Annotated in this window: 22 protein-coding genes; 9 read left to right on the top strand and 13 right to left on the bottom strand. The window is 26.4% G+C overall.

The features are described from left to right. Positions 1 to 102: 102 nt before the first annotated feature. Positions 103 to 327 carry a hypothetical protein gene (locus LEBU_RS02105; protein ID WP_012806513.1) on the bottom strand — a complete coding sequence of 75 codons (225 nt, stop codon included), beginning with the start codon at positions 325 to 327 and terminating at the stop codon, positions 103 to 105. A 349-nt stretch (positions 328 to 676) separates the two neighbouring features. Here LEBU_RS02105 and LEBU_RS02100 point away from each other — a divergent pair, with 349 nt between their 5' ends. Next, the gene (locus tag LEBU_RS02100) at positions 677 to 1,720 is read left to right on the top strand and encodes a hypothetical protein (RefSeq protein ID WP_012806512.1); all 1,044 of its coding nucleotides are present in this window, start codon (positions 677 to 679) and stop codon (positions 1,718 to 1,720) included. 153 nt (positions 1,721 to 1,873) lie between these two features. On the opposite strand, the gene cobJ is transcribed toward LEBU_RS02100, so the two are convergent. From cobJ to LEBU_RS02055, 10 genes are all read right to left on the bottom strand, one after another. Continuing rightward, complete coding sequence (gene cobJ / locus LEBU_RS02095) at positions 1,874 to 2,623, bottom strand: precorrin-3B C(17)-methyltransferase (RefSeq protein ID WP_012806511.1); 750 nt, start codon at positions 2,621 to 2,623, stop codon at positions 1,874 to 1,876. A gap of 211 nt (positions 2,624 to 2,834) precedes the next feature. Beyond that, a complete protein-coding gene (gene cbiG, locus LEBU_RS02090; protein WP_012806510.1) occupies positions 2,835 to 3,857 on the bottom strand; it encodes a cobalt-precorrin 5A hydrolase in 1,023 nt (340 codons plus the stop codon). A gap of 50 nt (positions 3,858 to 3,907) precedes the next feature. Then, positions 3,908 to 4,882, bottom strand: a complete 975-nt coding sequence (locus tag LEBU_RS11555; RefSeq protein WP_012806509.1) for a hypothetical protein — start codon at positions 4,880 to 4,882, stop codon at positions 3,908 to 3,910. Positions 4,883 to 4,926: 44 nt separating this feature from the next. Next, positions 4,927 to 5,694: an NUDIX hydrolase gene (locus LEBU_RS02080; RefSeq protein WP_012806508.1), complete on the bottom strand. Its 768-nt coding sequence runs from the start codon at positions 5,692 to 5,694 to the stop codon at positions 4,927 to 4,929. A 15-nt stretch (positions 5,695 to 5,709) separates the two neighbouring features. Next, positions 5,710 to 6,072 carry a DUF488 domain-containing protein gene (locus LEBU_RS02075; protein ID WP_012806507.1) on the bottom strand — a complete coding sequence of 121 codons (363 nt, stop codon included), beginning with the start codon at positions 6,070 to 6,072 and terminating at the stop codon, positions 5,710 to 5,712. A 689-nt stretch (positions 6,073 to 6,761) separates the two neighbouring features. Then, entirely contained in the window at positions 6,762 to 6,971 is a 210-nt protein-coding gene (locus tag LEBU_RS11980; RefSeq protein ID WP_203415706.1) for an NAD-binding protein, read from the bottom strand. After that, entirely contained in the window at positions 6,923 to 7,615 is a 693-nt protein-coding gene (locus tag LEBU_RS02070; RefSeq protein WP_275268889.1) for an NAD(P)-dependent oxidoreductase, read from the bottom strand. The genes LEBU_RS11980 and LEBU_RS02070 overlap by 49 nt, the downstream gene beginning before the upstream one ends. 250 nt (positions 7,616 to 7,865) lie before the next feature. Then, positions 7,866 to 8,435: a precorrin-6Y C5,15-methyltransferase (decarboxylating) subunit CbiT gene (cbiT, locus tag LEBU_RS02065; protein WP_012806506.1), complete on the bottom strand. Its 570-nt coding sequence runs from the start codon at positions 8,433 to 8,435 to the stop codon at positions 7,866 to 7,868. A gap of 192 nt (positions 8,436 to 8,627) precedes the next feature. Then, positions 8,628 to 9,992: a PFL family protein gene (locus tag LEBU_RS02060; RefSeq protein WP_012806505.1), complete on the bottom strand. Its 1,365-nt coding sequence runs from the start codon at positions 9,990 to 9,992 to the stop codon at positions 8,628 to 8,630. Positions 9,993 to 10,043: 51 nt separating this feature from the next. Further along, positions 10,044 to 10,319, bottom strand: coding sequence for an ACT domain-containing protein (locus tag LEBU_RS02055; protein ID WP_012806504.1), 276 nt, complete (start codon positions 10,317 to 10,319; stop codon positions 10,044 to 10,046). An 885-nt stretch (positions 10,320 to 11,204) separates the two neighbouring features. Here LEBU_RS02055 and LEBU_RS02050 point away from each other — a divergent pair. Then, positions 11,205 to 11,888 carry a DUF3800 domain-containing protein gene (locus LEBU_RS02050; protein ID WP_012806503.1) on the top strand — a complete coding sequence of 228 codons (684 nt, stop codon included), beginning with the start codon at positions 11,205 to 11,207 and terminating at the stop codon, positions 11,886 to 11,888. Between the two features lie 263 nt (positions 11,889 to 12,151). Here the strand turns inward: LEBU_RS02050 and LEBU_RS02045 are convergent, their stop codons facing one another. Continuing rightward, the gene (locus LEBU_RS02045; RefSeq protein WP_012806502.1) at positions 12,152 to 12,478 is read right to left on the bottom strand and encodes a helix-turn-helix domain-containing protein; all 327 of its coding nucleotides are present in this window, start codon (positions 12,476 to 12,478) and stop codon (positions 12,152 to 12,154) included. 133 nt (positions 12,479 to 12,611) lie between these two features. Here LEBU_RS02045 and LEBU_RS02040 point away from each other — a divergent pair, with 133 nt between their 5' ends. The 3 genes from LEBU_RS02040 (at position 12,612) to LEBU_RS02030 (ending at position 15,764) form a co-directional block, all read left to right on the top strand. Continuing rightward, the gene (locus tag LEBU_RS02040) at positions 12,612 to 12,815 is read left to right on the top strand and encodes a helix-turn-helix domain-containing protein (RefSeq protein ID WP_012806501.1); all 204 of its coding nucleotides are present in this window, start codon (positions 12,612 to 12,614) and stop codon (positions 12,813 to 12,815) included. Positions 12,816 to 12,937: 122 nt separating this feature from the next. After that, positions 12,938 to 14,986 carry a DUF262 domain-containing protein gene (locus LEBU_RS02035; RefSeq protein ID WP_012806500.1) on the top strand — a complete coding sequence of 683 codons (2,049 nt, stop codon included), beginning with the start codon at positions 12,938 to 12,940 and terminating at the stop codon, positions 14,984 to 14,986. Between the two features lie 229 nt (positions 14,987 to 15,215). Then, positions 15,216 to 15,764: a hypothetical protein gene (locus tag LEBU_RS02030; RefSeq protein ID WP_012806499.1), complete on the top strand. Its 549-nt coding sequence runs from the start codon at positions 15,216 to 15,218 to the stop codon at positions 15,762 to 15,764. Between the two features lie 476 nt (positions 15,765 to 16,240). On the opposite strand, the gene LEBU_RS11550 is transcribed toward LEBU_RS02030, so the two are convergent. Then, complete coding sequence (locus tag LEBU_RS11550) at positions 16,241 to 17,008, bottom strand: helix-turn-helix domain-containing protein (protein WP_012806498.1); 768 nt, start codon at positions 17,006 to 17,008, stop codon at positions 16,241 to 16,243. Positions 17,009 to 17,594: 586 nt separating this feature from the next. On the opposite strand from LEBU_RS11550, the gene LEBU_RS02020 reads away from it, so the two are divergent. The 4 genes from LEBU_RS02020 to LEBU_RS02005 all read left to right on the top strand — a co-directional run bounded on the left by LEBU_RS02020 (position 17,595) and on the right by LEBU_RS02005 (position 20,079). Beyond that, a complete protein-coding gene (locus LEBU_RS02020; protein ID WP_157859500.1) occupies positions 17,595 to 18,194 on the top strand; it encodes a protein rep in 600 nt (199 codons plus the stop codon). Positions 18,195 to 18,545: 351 nt separating this feature from the next. Continuing rightward, complete coding sequence (locus LEBU_RS02015; protein ID WP_012806496.1) at positions 18,546 to 18,749, top strand: helix-turn-helix domain-containing protein; 204 nt, start codon at positions 18,546 to 18,548, stop codon at positions 18,747 to 18,749. Positions 18,750 to 18,871: 122 nt separating this feature from the next. Further along, complete coding sequence (locus tag LEBU_RS02010) at positions 18,872 to 19,636, top strand: protein rep (RefSeq protein ID WP_012806495.1); 765 nt, start codon at positions 18,872 to 18,874, stop codon at positions 19,634 to 19,636. Between the two features lie 224 nt (positions 19,637 to 19,860). After that, positions 19,861 to 20,079: a helix-turn-helix domain-containing protein gene (locus tag LEBU_RS02005; protein ID WP_012806494.1), complete on the top strand. Its 219-nt coding sequence runs from the start codon at positions 19,861 to 19,863 to the stop codon at positions 20,077 to 20,079. The last annotated feature ends 8 nt before the right edge of the window (positions 20,080 to 20,087 follow it).

Below are 20,087 nucleotides of genomic sequence, written 5' to 3'. Positions count from 1 at the left end.
GTTATGATTATTCTAGTAAAATCCTAGTTTTATCTAATTTAAATTAGTTTATTTTGAAGAAGTTGAGCTATATTTTTTTATAAAAAGGTGTATTGTCTCAAGTCAAGTGCAACAAAAAAGTAAAAATAATATAAAAAATATTTTTCTATATCTTCCATTTAATGCTTCCTGTATCTTTGGTATCTCCTTTTCTTTCCCATTTTTCCCCTTGACTGCATCAATTTTATAATACCCTTTTTCTGAACGGCTGTTAATATGTTCAGGCCTTTTCTCAATAGAATTTCCTAAAACTTTTTTGTTCTTCTTAGGATGATTTACTATGACCATTTTTCTTCTTTCTAGGCTTAAGTTTAACAAGTCTTGGAAGCAAATATAGCTTTATTCCATCTATTTGTCCTTTATGAATCATTTCATATACAGTTTTAGTGGACGAGACAACTTTATCAGAATTGTTACACTTGATTATACAATACACCTTTTTTATAAAAAAAAATATTTTGAGTAACTTAATAATTGACATTCAAATTAATTAGGAGTAAAATGTATTTAATGCAATTTCCTATTTAAACCATTTATACTTTTTAAGAAAGAGACAATCCCCTTTGTCATTAAATAAATAAAATTGGGATTAGTATATAGTTTTGAAAAAATATTTTATTTTTAGGAGGATGATATTATGAAAATCAGAAATCAATTAAAAAAAGTGTTAATTATTTTGGCAGGGATCACAATATTGAGTACGAATCTTATTGCAAAAGAAACAGTGACTTATCCAAAAGAAAGTAAATCCATCCAAATATTAGGATTTGAAAAACTGGAAAATTCATTTGGTATTTCCTCAAGTTCTGAAGGCAATACAATCTATATCAATTCTGGCGGAAAACCTCTTGAGCGTGTATTTGGAGCAGCAGAAGACAGCAATAACAAATTTTCTGAAATAAAAAATAACCACGTGATTATTAATGGCGGTATTCTTGCAACAAACGGATATTGGGAAAAAAATGGAGTGAAGACAGTAAGAGGTGGAAGTGTCTATGGTGGTGCTGGACAAAGTTCAGTAGTAAGTAATAATACAATAACAATAAAAGGAAAATCTAAAATTGGTGGTAATGTTTATGGTGGTTATAGCCATAGAGGCTCTGCGATAAATAATAAAATTGTAATAGAAGGTAATTTAGTAACATTTGGGGAAGAAAGTGTACTGTTTGGAGGAAGAGGGAGTCGTAATATAAACATAAAAGATAATAAACCTACACCTGTTGATGTCATAACTGGAAATACACTTGATTTGAAAGCAAAAAATGTTAAAGTAAAGGATATTAAGAATTTTGAAAAAATTGTATTTGAAATATCAAATACGGCAAAACAAAATGACAAAATACTAATTCTTACAAACAGTGAAGGAGCTGCCCCAGAAAAGCCTGAAATTGTAAAAATTTCTCCAAAAGTTACAGATTTATCTGAAACTGAAAAGGAAAAAATACTTGTTGAGAAAAATAAACAAATTAACCTTGATATAAATGTAGTCTTTAAAAATAAACCTGTAAAAAATATAAAAAATTTAAAAGTTATTCTAATTAATACAGAAAATGGGCTTGAATTGAGTAAACTGCCTGAAAATATAGAAAAAACTGGAAAAGGTTATAAGTATAGCGTAAAATTTGAAAAAGATGCGAAAAACCTGTATGCTATAATTAATGCAAGTCTTGTGAGAAATTAGTGAATAAAAATAACAATATTGAAGAGGACTATCTGATAATTTTATAGTTTAGATAGTCCGATTGTTTTATTTTTTACTTTTCTTGATTTTAGAATGTCATTTAATTTTAGAGACAATCTTTCAATATTTTTTATTAATTTTTACTATTTTACACTAGTATTCATATTTCTTCTCATACCCTCTAGGTGTAACTATTTTCCCTTTTTTCACAAAAGTATTTGAATTTCCAATTAATACAATTGTAAGCATATTTATTTCAGAGTCAAGCATTTTCTCAAGTGTTGTAATTTCATGCTCTTCAGTTTCACGTCCAGCATTTCTTACAATTGCAACTGGAGTATCTTTTGATTTGTATTTTAACATAATTTCTTGTGCTTCAACAATTTGTGTTGTTCTGCCTTTGCTTTTTGGATTGTATAAACTTATGATAAAATCACCTTGTGCTGCGAGTTCAATACGTTTTTTTATTAATTCCCAGTCTGTTAAAAGATTACTTAAGCTAATTGTTACATAATCGTGCATAATTGGTGCTCCAACGATTGCAGCTGCAGCATTTGCCGCAGTAATTCCTGGGATTACTTCAATTTCTACATCGTCCTTTTCATCAACAACTTCATACATAATTCCAGCCATACCGTATACTCCAGCATCTCCGCTACTAATCAAAGCTACATTTTTCCCAGATTTTGCAAGCTCTAGAACTTCGATACATCTGTCAACTTCCTTCATCATACTTGAACTTTTTATTTCCGTATTTGGAAAATATTCTTTAATCAAGTCAGTATAAGTTTTGTACCCAACGATTATATCACTTTTTTCCATTGCTTCATAAGCCTTAAAAGTCATATCTGCCTTTTTTCCAGGCCCAATTCCTACTACATAAATTTTTCCATTTTTGTTCATTTTTTCTCTCCTTATTTTTTGTTTATTTTTAAAATATCCTCAAACCCCTTTAAAATCAAACTATAAATCAATTTTTTTCACTGTAAAAAAAATTTATAACCGTTATTTTCATAGTTTGACTTTAGAGAAGTTTGAGTATACAATAATTATTAAAAAATTTATCAATTTTATCAAAATTCAAAAATTACTAGTTTTATTTTAAAACTTCAAATTATACACTTCTCGAATCCTCTTCAAAAATCGACAATGTCATACCATCCAGTTTTATTTTTTTTGCTAAAAATGCTCCTTTCCCGCTGGAAGCAAGAAATGCACAAGGCTCAGAAACTCCATAAACTCCAATAGTTTTTTTTACGTATTCCGATTTTTCTTCAATCAAATCTTCCAGTTTCAAAATTTCTTCCTTTTTAAAAAATTTTATTGGAATATCAAGCTCTTCCATTGCTTCAAGAAGTCCTATTTCATCAGATTTTACCCATGCAGATCCTGCCATTTTTATAGCTGAAAGCTCCAAATTCTGTTTATCCATTGCATATTTTAGTTTTTCGATAATGTGTTCCTTGCTAACTCCTCTTTTGCATCCAATACCAATAAAAATATTCTGTGGAATAATTTTTGAGATTTCAATATTTTTTCTATTTGACACAATTATTGCTCCAGCACTATTTTCATCGTGATTTACAATATTTTTTGGTAAATGAAGGCTTACATTTTCTCCATTTACAATTAACGAAGTTACTCTCTTTGCTCCATCCAAATCATTTAATTTGGCTTTGATTTTTTGTGATAGTGTATCAACCGCTATTTTTCCACCAACATCAGATGCTGTTGTAATTACTGGAATCGCTCCAATTCCATTCGCAATTTTTTTACATTCTTCATTTGCCCCTCCAAGATGTCCCGAAAGCAATGAAATCACAAAATTAGCGTGATCATCAATCGTTATAACTGCTGGGTCAGTATCCTTGCTTTTAAATTTTCCTTCAATAATTCTCACAACTGCTCCAGTCGCTGCGACAAATATGTGTAAATCATATTTATTAAATGTCTTTTCCAGCAAAATTGGCACTCTTTCATTTATTACAATTAAATTTTCGTTATTTTCATTTTCAAGATTTAGCAAGTTAGCTACTCTTCCTGATACGTAAATATGCAAATTATTGTACACATTTTCTTTTACTTTTAAACAAGTTTTATATCCGTTTTTACTTACGCAATAAATTGCTGTTCTCATTTTCTCTCCTTTTCATATTTGATTTTTAAGCAATTTTTTTATACTTATTTTTATAGTTTTTCAAATATTCTATAAAGTTTACTTTTTTCTAATTTTTTTGAAAATTCTGCACTTTCTTTTTCATCATCTGACACTAATATTACCATTATTCTCAAATACATATTTTCCAATATTATATTGTATTTTATTGAATCTTCTGTCATTTTTTCATTATTTGCAATATTTTTTAAATAATAATCAGTTGCTTCTCTTATAGTTTTTATTTTAAATTCTCCATCCTGTTTCAAATCTTTTTGCATTATCTCATTAATTTTTGAAAGATTTAATAATAAATCAAAAGAGTAAACTAACTCATCTACAACACCAAATTCTCTTTTACTTTCTTCTGATTGAAAGAAATCTTTAACTATTTTCATTTTTTCAACTTGTTTTTTAGATATTTCCTGAATTTCTTTCATCTTTTTTTCATTAGTTGCAGTATCTACGATAAGTTGGCTAAAATTTTTGCTGTCTCTTAATACATCAATATCCATCATCACTATTTCAATTAAATTATAAACGGCAGGCTTTTCCTTGTATTTTTCTTTAATTTTGTTAAAATATTCTTGAGCCTTTTTCTTTTCTCCGATTTGGTAATAATATAGTCCTGTTACACTCCATTTTTCAAAATCGGTAATTCCTTTATCTTTTAAGTTTTCTTCATTTATTTTTTGTGCCTTTAAAGTATTCTTATTTCCACCTTTTTTCAAATACATTGACGATAAATATTGCTTAATCACGATATTATTTTTATCTTTTTTCAGCAACGTTTCTGCTCTGTCAATCAAACTATCAATTTCATCTTGCTGTGGAATAATAGATATTTTACCTCTTGAATCTAACAAAAAGTCCGCTGTTTCATCAATTACACTTTGCTTCACTCCTCTTTTTGAAAGTGTTTCCTGAACATTTTCCCTCAAAGTATACGCATTCAAGCCAAAATTTATTGTTAAAAAAACAGTAATTGCGTAAATTATTTTTTTCATAACCAATTTTCCTTCCTACTTTTTTAATTTTTCTAAAAAAATTTTTAAACTTCCATCCTAAACACATTAATTACAGGCGTTTCGTAGGGATGAGCTTCTTTTACCAAATGATACGCCAGTTCTTCAAAATCTGTTTTTACCCGAAATCGCATTATTTTCTCATTGGCTATACTCGCTTTTCCAACTTCCCCATCAAAAGGATTCCCGCCTTCCAACGTTTTCCAATGCCCAACTGTATCAGTCGTAGAATAAACATCTGCATAAAACCCTTCTGTTAAAAGCGAATATCTTTGCAAGTTTTCCACAATTTTTTCCACATAATTTTCTGGTACAAAAACTTCAAAACAGCTATATTTTTGCTTAAACTCTAGCTTTGAGTTAATTACGTTGTCATTTTCATAATCTAAAGTTAAGTAGAAAAATGGAGAATTTTCAAATAATAATTTTAAAAATATTTTATCACCTTCCCATAATTCTAAGTTTAAAACTTCATCTTTTGGAATCCATTTCAAGTCTCCTTCATCACATTCCTTTTCCACTCCAGAAAAATCTGAACTTGTGTAAACATATATAAATAAAGGCTCATCTTCATTATAGTTAAAAATCACAATTCCTCTATATTTATAAGTATTCAATTTATATCCTGTTTCTTCCCAAACTTCCCGCACCAAACACTGTTCAGGAGTTTCTCCATTTTCCAGCTTTCCGCCAACACCAATCCATTTTCCCTTATTTATATCAATTTCTTTTTTATTTCTGTATAACATCAAATATTTATTATCCTTTTCAAGATAGCATAATGTTGCAATCATCTTTTTCTCCTCTTTTTATAATTTATTTTCCAAATACTTTTTTAAAATCGGAATATGACTAATTTCAGGAATCTTGCTTGCAAAAACCATTGTAACATTTTTTGAAATTAGTTCAGTTTTTATTTTTTGTAAAAACTTATCAAAATCAGGATTTTTTTCCAATTCATTCAAATATCCTGCTGAAAACGTTTCAAAATTAATTCTTCCTTTGTGATAATCTTCCCTAAGCTCCTTTGTAGGTGTAATTTCTTTTGCCCAGTAATCAATTTTGGCATCTTCTTTTTTTATTCCCCTTGCCCACAGTCTATCTACGAACACTCTAAAACCATCATTTTTTTCAGGTTCTTCATAAATTCTTTTCCAATTTAATCTATTCATTTTTAATCTTTCCTTTTTTTGAATTTATATCTTTTGTAATTATAACATATTTTTTTTAAAAATACTTTTAATTTTTGTAATAACTTCAAAATTAGTTTTATACTAAACCCCATTTAAATAACGAATTTATTACAAATTTTTCCAACAAAGGATAAAAATCTAGTATTTCAAAATAATTAAAATATAATTTTTTTGTTTTAATAAACCAACGGAGCTTTTATTTGTTCAGCTACGACTATTTGACGACTATAAGGAGGAGTTTCGGAGTCGGGAAAAAAAAGTTGTAGTCTAGCCATAGGTATTGCGTAGCAATCTTGCCACAATTTTAATTATCAGGATAAACCTTTACTGCAAGATAAGGATTTGCGGCAATGAGCAATCCTGCGAAAAAAAGAAAAAACTAATAAAAATAGTAAAAACCTATATTTAAATAAAATAATCTGATACTAAATCCCATTATAAAATAGAACTATGTTAAGGACAAAAAGTTTTAATTCTTTACTAATAATAGTATGTAATTCAAAATTTATTAAATATTCGCTATTTAAACGGGGAATAGTATTAGGTTTTTATTTTTTTTATAGTTTGATTTTAAACAGATTTGAGAACATAATAAAAAAGTCTATTATTTTTTTTAATAGACTTTTGATATATAATTTATGTATGTTTAAAATTAAAATACTTTATAATTAATTATTTTTCTTACTTAAAATTTCAAAAATAGCTGCCATATCTTGTTCTCCATACCCTTGTTCTAATGCTTCTGAATAATTTTTAGTTGTATTTTGAATTAATGGCAATGATAATTTTCTATTTTCGATTTCTTCATTTGATAATTTCAAGTCTTTTGTCATATGTTTAAGCATAAATGCTGCAGGATATTCTCTGTTTGTAAACATATCTTTTTTTCCTGAAATAGTGGCGAACTCATTCTAGAATCTGAAATAGCATTTACAATAGTTTCTGTATCTATTCCAAAATTTTGTGCTAATAATAATACTTCACTATAAGCTTCTCCAAATATTCCAAGTAAAGAATTCAATACTAATTTTGCTCCAGTTGCTTTTCCTAACTCTCCAAAATAGTATGTTTTACTTCCTAAAATATCAAAAATTGAATATAAATCTTTTGTATCAGCTTCATTTACACCAACTAATATTAATAAAACTCCAGCAGTAGCAGCTCCTACTGATCCAGATACTGGTGCTTCAATATATTTTCCATTATTTTCAATAACAAGTTTTCCTACAGCTTTACTTTCAGTAGGTGAAATAGTACTCATATTTACTATTTTTTTACCTTTTATTTTTGATAAGACATTTTCATTTAAAATTTCTAGTGCTGCACTATAATTTGAAATCATAAAGAATATAATATCATTTTGTTCAAAAATTTCTTCCACATTTTTTGTGTTTTTAGCTCCTTTTTCTACAAGTGGTAAAGTTTTATCAAAACTTCTATTGTAAACTGTCACATCTACAGAAGCTTTTAATAAATTTTCTACCATAGGAGTCCCCATTTGCCCCAATCCTATCCAACCTATTTTAGCTATTATTTTATTTCTCCTTTTGCAAATTTAACTAGTCCGCTCAACCAATCCTGATGCCCATTCATCATAACATTTGGAACACTTTGAGCCAATGCTTTTACAGGTGTTTACATTATTTTCTTTATAAATTATCATATTCTAAATTTTTTGATAACTCATAATAATATAATAACACGATAACATATTTTTGTAAATACACACAATTTTGTAATAAATTTTTTGCATTTTATTATACAATCTATCACTATTTCTTCGCAGTAATCACATAAATTGGATTTTCTGCCATCATCATATTAAAATCCTTAATTTTTCTGCTTTTACTTACAATTAATTGACAAATATCCACATCTTTAAAGTCGTATTTTTTTAATTCCTCAACAGCCGTGAAAATATTTTCCAGTACGATAAAATTTAGTACTAAAATTCCATCGTCAACAAGGTTATCATAAGAATATTTTATAATTTCCACCAGATTTCCAGCAGAACCTCCAATAAAAATTTTATTAAACTTTGTATTTAAGTCTTTTAGTCCATCTGGAGCCATTCCTTTAATTACAGTAATATTTTCCAATCCTAACTTTTCCTTGTTTTTATGAATTAGCTCAACTGCCTCATCATTTCTCTCGATTACAAAAACTTTTCCGTTTCGTGCAAATCTCGCCATTTCCATACTTACAGAACCAGTTCCACCACCAATGTCAAGACAAATATCGTCATCTTTCATCTCCATTTTTCCAAGACTTACAAAACGAATTTCCTCTTTTGTCATAGGAACTTTTCCTCTTAAAAATTCTTCATCTTTTATATGATACATTTTATTACTCCTTATTTTATATTATAGTTTAAAAAGAAAGCCAAGAGTAAATCCTAACTTTCTATTTTTTATTTGTTGTATAGTAAAACTGCTTTAAAGCCGAACTCAAAAGCTATGACTATTTTACTCAAACCCTAAATTTATATAATTTTCAATAGTTCGGTTTTAAATGGGTTCGAGTATATTTTTAAATTAATTTTTCAATGCCTGAATTGGCGGAGCTACTTTTCCACCACGATTAATTAACACAGAGCAATCTAAATTATTTATGTTTATAATATCTGCTTCTCCAAGAAGTCCCCCAAATACTACTCTATCCCCTGCTTTTTTACCAGGAACTGGGATTATTCTGACTGCAGTAGTTTTGCTGTTTACCATGCCGATTGCCATTTCATCGGCTATTATTCCAGAAATTACAGCTTCTGAGGTATCACCTGGAATAGCTATCATATCAAGTCCAACAGAACATACACAAGTCATTGCCTCCAGTTTTTCAAGTGTTAAATATCCTTTGCTTGTAGCTTCAATCATTCCCTGATCTTCACTTACTGGGATAAATGCTCCTGTCAAGCCTCCGACACGAGTTGCAGCCATTGCTCCGCCTTTTTTTACAGCGTCATTCAATATTGCAAGTGCAAGTGTTGTTCCATAAGCTCCGACTGCTTCCAGTCCAAATTCCTCCAGTACATTTCCAACACTATCGCCTACTGCTGGAGTTGGTGCAAGTGACAAGTCGATTATTCCAAATTCAACGCCAAGTCTTTCAGCAACTTCTTTTCCGATTAATTCTCCCATTCTTGTGATTTTGAAACTTACTTTTTTTATTGCTTCCGTTATTTCATCAATTTTTGCCGTTTTTGAAATGTTAGCAAGTGTGTGTCTTACAACCCCTGGCCCACTAATTCCAACGTTTAGCACAACATCTGGATTTTCTACCCCATGAAATGCACCCGCCATAAATGGATTATCTGGAACAGCATTTGTAAATACGACAAATTTTGCAGCTGCCAGTCCGTCTTTATCTTTGGAAAGTTCAGCCAGTTCCTTTACAGTTTTTCCCATCATTTTTACAGCATCCAAGTTGATTCCTGACTTTGTAGAGCCTACATTTACAGAGGAGCAAACTCTGTCTGTTTCAGAAAGTGCCTTCGGAATACTGTTTATAAGCTTAACATCACTTTTTGTAAAACCTTTGTCCACAAGTGCTGAGAATCCTCCAATAAAGTCAATTCCGATTGTTTTCGCCGCTTTATCTAGCGCTTTTGCGAAAATTGTGTAATCTTCTGTATTTGTTGCGTTTCCAATTATTGAAATTGGAGTGACTGAAACTCTTTTGTTAATAATTGGCATATTGTATTTGCTTGCTACTTCATCGGCGATTTTTACTAAATCTTTTCCATTTTCTGTAATTTTGTTATAAATGTTTTCTGCTGTCTTTTCGGCATCTGTATCAATGCAATCAAGCAGGCTTATTCCCATTGTGACAGTTCTCACATCAAGGTGCTGCATTTCTACCATATCTATAGTTTCCAGTATCTCATCAGGTAATAAATTCATTTTTCCCTCCTAAATTCCTTATAATAATTGCTCTCGAAAAATTCTGAAAAATTATATTCTGTGCATCGCCTTGAAAATATTTTCATGCTGCAAGTAAACTCTTACTCCAATCTTTTCCTCAACCGCCTTAAACTCTTCCTGTAATCCTTTTATATCCGTATTTTTAGGAGCTTCCACAAGCATAATCATCGCAAAAATATCATTTTCAAACACTTTTTGAGTTATATCAATAATATTCAAATTAAGTTCACTTAACTTTGTCGATACATTCGCAACAATTCCTGTTTTATCTGTTCCAATAACTGTGATAACGATTCTATCGTTCATTCTGATACCTCCAATTTTAAAATTTAAATACTTTAATATATTAAAATTATCTCATAAATCTAGGTATTTCGCAAGAAAAATTTACATTGAAAATAGAGACAGGTATTTTAATATTTTAATTTTTATACTAAAAAATAAACAAAGTAAAATATTTAAGAACAGCCTAAACATCACATTAAATTTTTTTATACACTCTTTTTAAAATATTTTTATGAAGTTTTGAAGAATCAACATCCTTTTTAAAGAAAACCTAGTAAAACAAGGACTGAATTTTAAAAATAGTCCAACGTTAGTCCAACAAGAAATTGTTAGAATAAAAATCTCTAATTTTATAAAAAAATTCAACATTATCTGTAAATTTTAAAAATGGAAAATCCAACTAGAAACAATATTAAATTTAGTTATTGTATTATTTTTTCTCACTATGTTAGATAGTGAGTTTTTTTAAGAGCCGATTTAAGAGTTTATTTTTGTTATTCAAGGGGAAAATATCAAAAATGAGTTTAAACGTTCTCTATGGGGCTTATACGGAGTTATCCGAGAGTGTATCTTTGACAAAACCTATGAGATAAAGTCTCTACATTTTGGAAAGCCATCCCTATAAATATGGCACTATTTTCTTGATTTTATTTAGTGCGGGCTTTAAAATATATATAATTTTTTTGAGAAAATTAGCAACCGTTAATTATGGATTATTTATAAATTATTATAAAAAATTAAAATAAAAGTTGACTTCTGTATATTTTTATTATATAATTATATTGCAGGTAAGGGTACTTACGCTGTATATCTGTGATGTTACTGAATGAAAGTTTAAGCGTTATCTAAGAACGCCAGCCACAGAGACCACCGTTTTGGTGGTATTTTTTTTGAAAGGATTTTTTTATGGATATATACGTTTATTCAGATGAATCTGGAGTTTTTGATATTAACCATAACGAATACTATGTTTATGGTGGTGTTATTTTTTTAAATAAAAATGATAGAGATGTGATGAATCGAAAATATAAAAATATTGAACGAACTTTAAAAAATAACAATGAAAATTTTAAAAATGTGGAAATAAAAGCTAATATATTAAATGGAAAACAAAAATATAAAATTATGAATGCAACTAGCAATATTATAAAATTTGGTATTATAATAAATCAAAAGGAAATACATAAAAAAATTTTTGCAGATAAAAAAGATAAACAGCGATACCTAGATTATGCTTATAAAATTGGAATTAAAGATTGTTTTAAAAAGTTAATAGCTGAAAGAAGAATAAAAAAAGATGAAGTTGAAAATATTTATGTGTTTGTAGATGAACACACAACAGCAACTAATGGGAAGTATGATTTTAAAGAAGGATTATTACAAGAATTTAAAAGAGGTACTTTTAATTCCAATTATGAAATATATTTTGAACCTATCTTTAAAAATTTAAAAAATTTAGAAGTGAAGCATTGTAAATCTGAAAAAATACCTATGATAAGATTGGCAGACATAACGGCTAATTATTTGTATGGTGGTATTTTAAATGATAAACCCATACAAAAAACAATATATATTAAGATGTTACCATAAAAACTGAAATTTAGAGCGATAAATAGCTTTATTTTTTGTTTAAAATTATTTTTGATAAAAATAGTATCATTTTGAGACTTATTTTATTCAAGGCAAGGTATTTATCAAAAAAAATTTTAAACGAACGCCACAAGGCTGATACACGGTTATATGAATGAATAACAAAAGGGCCTCACTTAAAAAATAGGCCCTGCAAATTTAAAAGTTATAAATAACCTTTATTATTAATTTTACTTGATACAGCTTTAAAATACAGATAAATTTTATCTAAATTTTTCTTTGAAAAAGGCATTTTGAATTTTATTAAACAATTCTTCCTTTTCCTTGAAGTCTATATTTTCATTATTAAAAAACGATATAACAGATGATTCCAAATTGCTGGAATCTTTTTTTATACCGTATAATATGTATTCAGGGGAAACATTGTATAAGTTTGACAGTCCAATCAAACTTTCACTATTTATTTTCCTTTCGTTATTTTCGTATCGTGAAATAGCTCCAGCAGATGATTTTATCTTTTTGGCTACTTCTTCCAAAGAAAATTTGTACTTTTCCCTCAAACTCTTTAATCTTTTTCCTACATTTTCCATAGCAATTCTCCTTTAAAATCAATGAATTTTACCATAAAATTGATATTTTATCAATTTATTTGAAGTCCACTTGACAAAATTCAAATTTATGATATAATTATTTTACCAATTAGCAATAGATAGGAGATTTAAAATGAAAAGGAATCTTTTAAAATCAAAAATGAGTTTACACGAAGACAACAACAAAACATTGGCACATAAGCTAAAAATAACTCCTTCGGCATTTTCAAGAAAAATAAATGGGAGTAGTAATTTTACGATTAAAGAGATGAAGTTTATTAGGAAGGAATATGAGTTGAGTGATGTTGAGTTTTTGGATATTTTTTTTAACAATTAATTTGCTTTTTGGTAAAAAAGATTGAAGGAGATAAATAAAAAAAATAAGGTTGATAAGTTTTGGCGTATAGATATTTAAAATTAAAAATAATAAAAATAAAATAAATTAATGGAGTGATAAATTTGGAAGCAAAAAAAATAAGAATATTAGATTTTATTGGAAAAGGGAAAAAAACATTTAATATCCCTGTATATCAAAGAAATTATGATTGGCAAGAAGAAAATTGTAAAAAATTGTTTACTGATATAGAAAATATAATTAAACATAATGAAGAAATTGAACATTTTTTAGGAACTGTTGTATATGTATTAACAAAAATAGAAAGGGATTATGAAGAATATGTTTTGATAGACGGGCAACAAAGAATAACTTCTATTTCATTATTATTAAAAGCCTTACACGAAAAAATAATTTCAGAAGATACAAAAGAAAGTATATGGGAGCAATATTTAATAAATAAAAAATCTCCAGATAATATAAGAATACGTTTAAAACCTATCGAAAGTGATAGTGTATCATACAAACAATTAATTGATAATAATGATGATTCCTTGAATTCAAATGTTTGTAGAAATTATAAAATCTTTAAAGAGTTACTAGAAAATTCTCATTATTCAGCAGAACAAATATATTCAGCATTATATAAAATTGAATTAGTAACTATAAAATTAGAAAAAGATAAAAAATCAGAAAATCCACAACTTATATTTGAAAGTTTAAATTCGACAGGATTATCACTTACCCAAGCTGATTTAATACGAAATTATTTATTAATGAACTCTGAATACGAAAAACAGACAGTATTATATAAAAATTTCTGGTTAAAAATTGAGATAGAATTGACAAATAAGAAAATATCTGATTTTATTCGAGATTTTTTAACAATGAAAACTGGAAAAATTGCAAACAAAAATAAAGTTTACGATGATTTTAAAGAATATATGAGGATTCAAAAAGAGTTAAATGAAGAGGCTGTTTTAGAAGAACTTGTTACCTATTCAAAATATTATAATTGGTTTTTAAATGCAAATTCAAATAATGAAAAAATAAATGAAAAATTAAAGCATTTTAAATACTTAAAAAACACAACTGTTTATCCACTATTACTTTCAATATTTGAAGATACTTATTATTATAAAAAATTAGATGAGGATAAACTTTTAAAAATAATAGATTTGTTAATATCTTATATATTTAGAAGGACAATTTGTGGATATAAAACTAGTTCTATTAATAAAGTTTTTGCAAGTATACCTAAAAAAATATTAGAAAATCAAGATGAGAAGGATATATATTTTAAAATAGAAAAAAACTTAATGGAGCGAAGATTAGAAACTATATTTCCAAGAAATGAAGAATTTAAAATTAATTTTATAAAGTATAATTTTGAAAAAAATAAGGAACTTCTTAAATATACCCTTAAAGAACTTGAAGAACAAATTTCAAATAATGTAATTAACGATGTTTCTAATTTAAATATAGAATATATTATGCCTGAAAATTTAAATTCTGAATGGAAATTAGAATTGGGGGAAAAGAAATTTGAAAATACTCATTTAGAATATTTGGGAACAATAGGAAATTCATCCTTAATAGAAAATGAGTTATTACGTTATAATAAGAATTTCAAAACAAAAAAAGAGTTTTATAAAAAATCAAATATTGAGATAACAAAAAATATAGATGATTATCAAATATGGACAGACAATGAAATTAAAAATAGAGCTGAACAGTTATATGAAAAGTCAAAAGAAATTTGGAGTATTCCAGCAGGTTATAAAATACAAAAATTAAATAATATAGAGTATGGAAAAGAGTATTTGTTAAATTCAAGTATTAACGTGACTGGAGAAAAACCTGATAAATTAATAATTGATGGTATTCCATATCCTGTAAAATCTTGGAAAGGATTATTAGAAAAATTATGTATTGTATTGTATGATTTTGATTCTGATACATTTAAAGAATTAATTTATAATCCTAATTTTCAAACAAAAGAAAGGGTTATACTCTCAAATTCAACCTTTAAACTTAGACAACCAATAGAGATTAGTAATGATTTATATATTGAGAGTAATTTAAATGCAAATGCGATTTTAAGTTATGCAGATATAATAGCTTCTAATTTTGAATTAAGTGATGAAATATATTTTGTTTTGAAAAGAAAGTGATAATTAAGTTATAAAATATTTTAGGTAAACAAAAAATCAGGAAGGAGATGATTTTATTATGAAGAAAAGAATTTTTTCAATAATAATAGGAGTATTAATGACAAGTTGCTCCGATTTTACATATTTCTCGTATTCTTAACCAACAAAGACGAATATAAAACTTTGATAATGATTCGTGTAGATTATTTGCGAAAATTATTGTAAATAAAATTTATTTTAAAATTAAGGAGTGTTTTATGAAAAAAATATAATTTTTTTATTTTTCTTATTAGGAATTTTAACATTTGCTTTTAATTCTGTTGATGAAATAAAAATTTATTCTAAACAAGTTCCTAAAAATAGTGATTTTAAATATAAAAAACAAACAGGTAGTTATTTCGAGTACACAGTTAGTGATGCGAGAGCAAGAGTTTTTTATAAAGGTAATGCTGTCACTAAAGTAGAATTAAGAGTTCCGTATTATTTTGGGAAAAACCGTGGAAATGTTATAAATTATTTATTAACTAATGTAGGCGGGATAATAGGATTAAGAAGAGAAATTGTTGACGGTGTAAATTGGGAACTGGATTCATTGTATTATATAACTGATGATACTATGAAACTTAATCTTGATTATTATACTGTTTATCTTGAAGCTGGATTATCGGGTGGCTCTGTTTTTAGTAAAGCAGTAGGGGCTTTTGGAAGAGAAACATATAGACAAGGACTTAATGCTAACTATACAGATTATTCAGGGTATACAGAGTATAGAATGAAAATAACTATATATGAAAAATAAAATAAAGAAGTTGCTTCTTTCTAAATTGTAAGCAACTTTTTTTATAACAAATAAATTTTTTGAAATAAAATAGAACAAATTTTAGCGTTTTAGAGTGTTAAAATAATTATTGGTACATTTTATCCAAAAACTTTTTAAATCGCTTTGTACCCCCTTTTCCGCTCAAATTAAGGACAAAAATAAATCCCTCTATACTTAATCCCCTTTGGACAAGAACAATCAAGTAAAAAATAATTTTATAAAATAAATTTTTAGTTGTTGGAAATTAAAAATAAGTAATTTATTTTGAATATTAAGTAAGAAATGAGATACAAGAATTTGCAACTTATTTTAAAAAAATTAGTTAAAAGATATAAGAAAAATTAAGAAAAAGTAAATCAATAAAATAAATTTAGAAGTTGAAATCAAAGAGTGTAAAAATACAGACTACACTCTTTTTGAATATTGTTAAAATTTCTATATTAGCTAAAATAATATCACTCATCATCTTCCTCATCTTCAATTATTTCATACTCATCATCTTGCTCTTCTTCAAACTCATTAGAAAAACGATAATTTAATAAACTAAAGAAATTATGTATCAAATCATCATTTAAGAAAGTTAAAAATTCTTCAAACCCTTCGGTACTCAATTCGTATTTTATTTTTAGTTTTTCGCTATAAATTTTTACATACGGAGAATGTTCCATTTCTCTGTTAATTTCAATATCTAAATCAAAATAAGACATCAAAAATTGTATAAGTGGAAATAAATTTTTAAATTCCAATTGATTTATTTCCAAGTCTTCTTCATAATAATAAAAGTCTTCAAATGTTTCCATTTTTTCGTTAATTACCCTTTTTCTATAATCAGATAATTTAATTTGTCTTTGTTTTTCTATTTCTTCCTTTTTTTGCATATCTTTTCTTATTTTTTCAATGACAAGCAATGCTCTATTTTTTCTATATTCTTTTTTTTCAAATTCATCTAATTCTTTTATTATATCTGTATTTTTAAATTTATCTAATTCTTTTAATAAATTATCCGTTTCTTTGAATATGTCATTTCTTTTTTCATTAAAAAAATCATCAGGAGAAATGTCAAAAATATCACATAATGATAAGATAACTTCATTTTTTATCTTTAACGTACCATATTCATATTTTTGTAGTGTAGGAATAGAAATTCCCAATTTTTCTGCTAATTCTCGCTGTGTCATATTATTTTTTAGTCTAAGGTCTTTTAATTTTTCATTTATTTTCATAATAATAACCACCTATTTTTATTTTGATTTATTATAGCATAAAAAAATTTTTTTTAAAAGAGTGTTGACATATAAAATTTTATATGTTATACTTATAACGTACAAAAGTTTATACGCCTTATTTAAAATAACAGAAATTGATATTTTAAAGAAAAGGCAATAGTAATTAAGATTATTTTGTGAATTTTTTGCTAATTATAAATAAGTAATAGCACGGATAAGAGTGATACGGACAGAATTGACGCAACTCTACTATTATTAATTAGTAAAATAGAAAAGGAGGAGAAGCAAAGGAAAGTAAAGTTTTATATAAGATAGAATTTTTAAAGAATAGGGGTAGAAATTTTAAAATTGATAAATTATGGGTTATGAGGTGCTGTATAGTTTAAATATGTATTAGAAAATATTATATAAATAATAATAAAATTTAGAGAGGAGTAATATGGACTATGATGAAATAAAAAAGTAGTATGAAAAGACATTTGAAATTTATAGTGATGATAGATTTGAAGAAATTATATCTATAAAAGATTTAGATAAAATTGTAAAATGTTATGACAACTTTGATTATTGTCATCAAAATGGGTTGAAGTTTAAAAAAAGGGCAAGATGTAAAAATAAGTATTGTCCTATTTGCAACTATTATTGCAAAGCAAGGAAATATTTTGAAGTAATAGAAAAAATAGAGAAAATTTCTGATAAGTATTTGATGTTTTCTTTAACTTTAAATGGCAGAAATGTTGAAATTGATTGTGAAAAAGTACAAAAGGAAATGAAAGAAAATAATGAGAAATTTGGAAAGTTGATAAAGAAGTCTTTTTTTAAAAATATTGTAAAAGGGTATTTAAAAGTAGTAGAACTTGTTTATATTCCTGAAAGAAATAATTTCCTCCCGCATTTACATATTATTTTATTTACAATAAGAGGAGCATACAAAAAGTTTAAAATGAATGAAATAAGAGATAAAATAAGTGTTGAATGGGAAAAATTAAAGGGAGAAAAATTGAACATACAATTTAAAAGAGTAGGAGAAAGTAAGATAGAAAAAACAATATCTTATTTTACAACGTCAAAAAAGAAAAGATTAATTAACTTTTTTGATTTAGATAAGGAAGTATTGATGGTGTATTTAAAGTCTATCAGAAACAAAAAATTGTACCTTTGGGTAGTGGTAAAGACTAAATAGTGTAAGTTTAACTGTTATTGAAGAAATTACAGAAGTAAAAAATTAAAAAAATAATATGAAAGGAATTTGATTATGAGTGAAAATAATACTGAAAAACAAGCTATTGAACGGTATTGCCTTGAATGTTGTGATGATGACAAAGATAAAGTAAAAAAGTGCTTTTATACAAGGTGTCCTCTATGGAAATACCGACTAAAAAAAGATAAAAAAATACAAGAAAACTAGAATGATAATAGGCAACAATGCACCTATTGGGTTATTAAAAAAGAATTGTAAAAAAAACTTTAAAAATAAAGTTGAATAACAGAAAAAAAGTAAAAACAAAGTTAGAAAGCAATAGGAGGAAAAGATATGAATATCAAGAAATTGAAAGCTAAGTGTGTAGAAAAAGGTTATACGGCTGAACAATTAGCCAAAAAGATAAAGATAGGAAGAACAGCAATGAGTTATAAAATTAACCAGCATAAACCATTTAAGCAGAATGAAATGAAAGAGATTATGGAAGTATTAGGGTTAGACCCAGTTGAAATGACAGAAATATTTTTTGCAGATTAGGAGATAAGAAAATGAGTATGATAAATAAAAGGAGCAATTTTATAAGAAAACTTATAAAATCACTCACAGCCACTTTTATTGTACCATACTCTTTTCAAAAAATAAATTAAAAATTAATAGGAGTGATAAAAATAGATACAGAAAAAGTGAAAGAAGAGAAAGAAAATTATTATTTAAAGGCTCTTGAATGGTATTCTGAATACGAAATAATATCAAAATCTGAATACAGCAGTATTAATACCTGTTTTAATAATTATATTGAATGCCACGAAAACTCAATGAAATTTACTAAAAATTTAAGATGTAAACGGAGAAGCTGTCCTATATGTGATGAAATAGACAGAAGTGCCAAATATTTTGAAATAATGAAGAAAATAGAAAATTTTAAAAATAGATATTTGATATTTATACTGACAATAAATGGAAAAAATGTTGAAATTGATGATAAAAGTAGATTACAAAATGAATTAAATGTAGTAAGGACAAACTTTAATAAATTAGTCAAAAGTCCTTTTTTGAAAAAGACTGTAAAAGGATATTTAAGAGTAATGGAAATAGCCTACAATCCTGAAAGAAATTCTTTTCTTCCTCATTTACATATTCTACTATTTACAATAAAAGGGATATACAAACATTTTAAAATGAAAAAATTAAAAGAAATGATACAGACTAAATGGAATATTCTAAATGGATTTAAAACCAATGTTCATTTAGAAAAATTGGGTACAGAAGAAAAAATACAAAAAACAGTATCTTATTTAACTCATTCTAAAAAGAAAAGATTGAAAAATTTTTTTGATAATGATGAAAATAAGACAATCCTTTCTGCTTATCTAAATATTATAAAAAGGAAAAGAATATATCATTGGAGTAAATTTAAAGAATAAGAATACTTCCTGTTAGACTTAGCCCCTTTGATTGATAATAACAAATCAAAAAAAAAAATAATTTTATGCAATAAATTTTTAAATTATTGAAAGCTATAAACAGAAAATATATCTAAAATACAAGTTAAAAATCAAAAAACGTAATATATAAAAATTTGCAACTTATTTTAACTTATTCTAGCTAAAAATATACTAATAAAAATAGAGAAAGTAGAGTGGTAAATATGAATTTAGAAGATAAGAGATTAGTATACTATACATTGAAAAGTAGAATTAGAAAGAAGAAATTGAACTATAAAGAAATATCAAAAAAAATGAATATATCAGAAAGTGGACTAAATAAAAAAATGAATGGAAAAAATTTTTTTACACAATCAGAAATATATGAATTAAAAGAATTGTTAGAATTGAGTAATGATGAATTAGTACAGATATTTTTTTAAATAAATAT

Origin of the sequence: Leptotrichia buccalis C-1013-b (assembly GCF_000023905.1) — a bacterium.
Lineage (GTDB): Bacteria > Fusobacteriota > Fusobacteriia > Fusobacteriales > Leptotrichiaceae > Leptotrichia > Leptotrichia buccalis.
The sequence above is the reverse complement of the archived record's forward strand: the minus strand, read 5'-3'. Positions and strand labels throughout refer to the sequence as shown.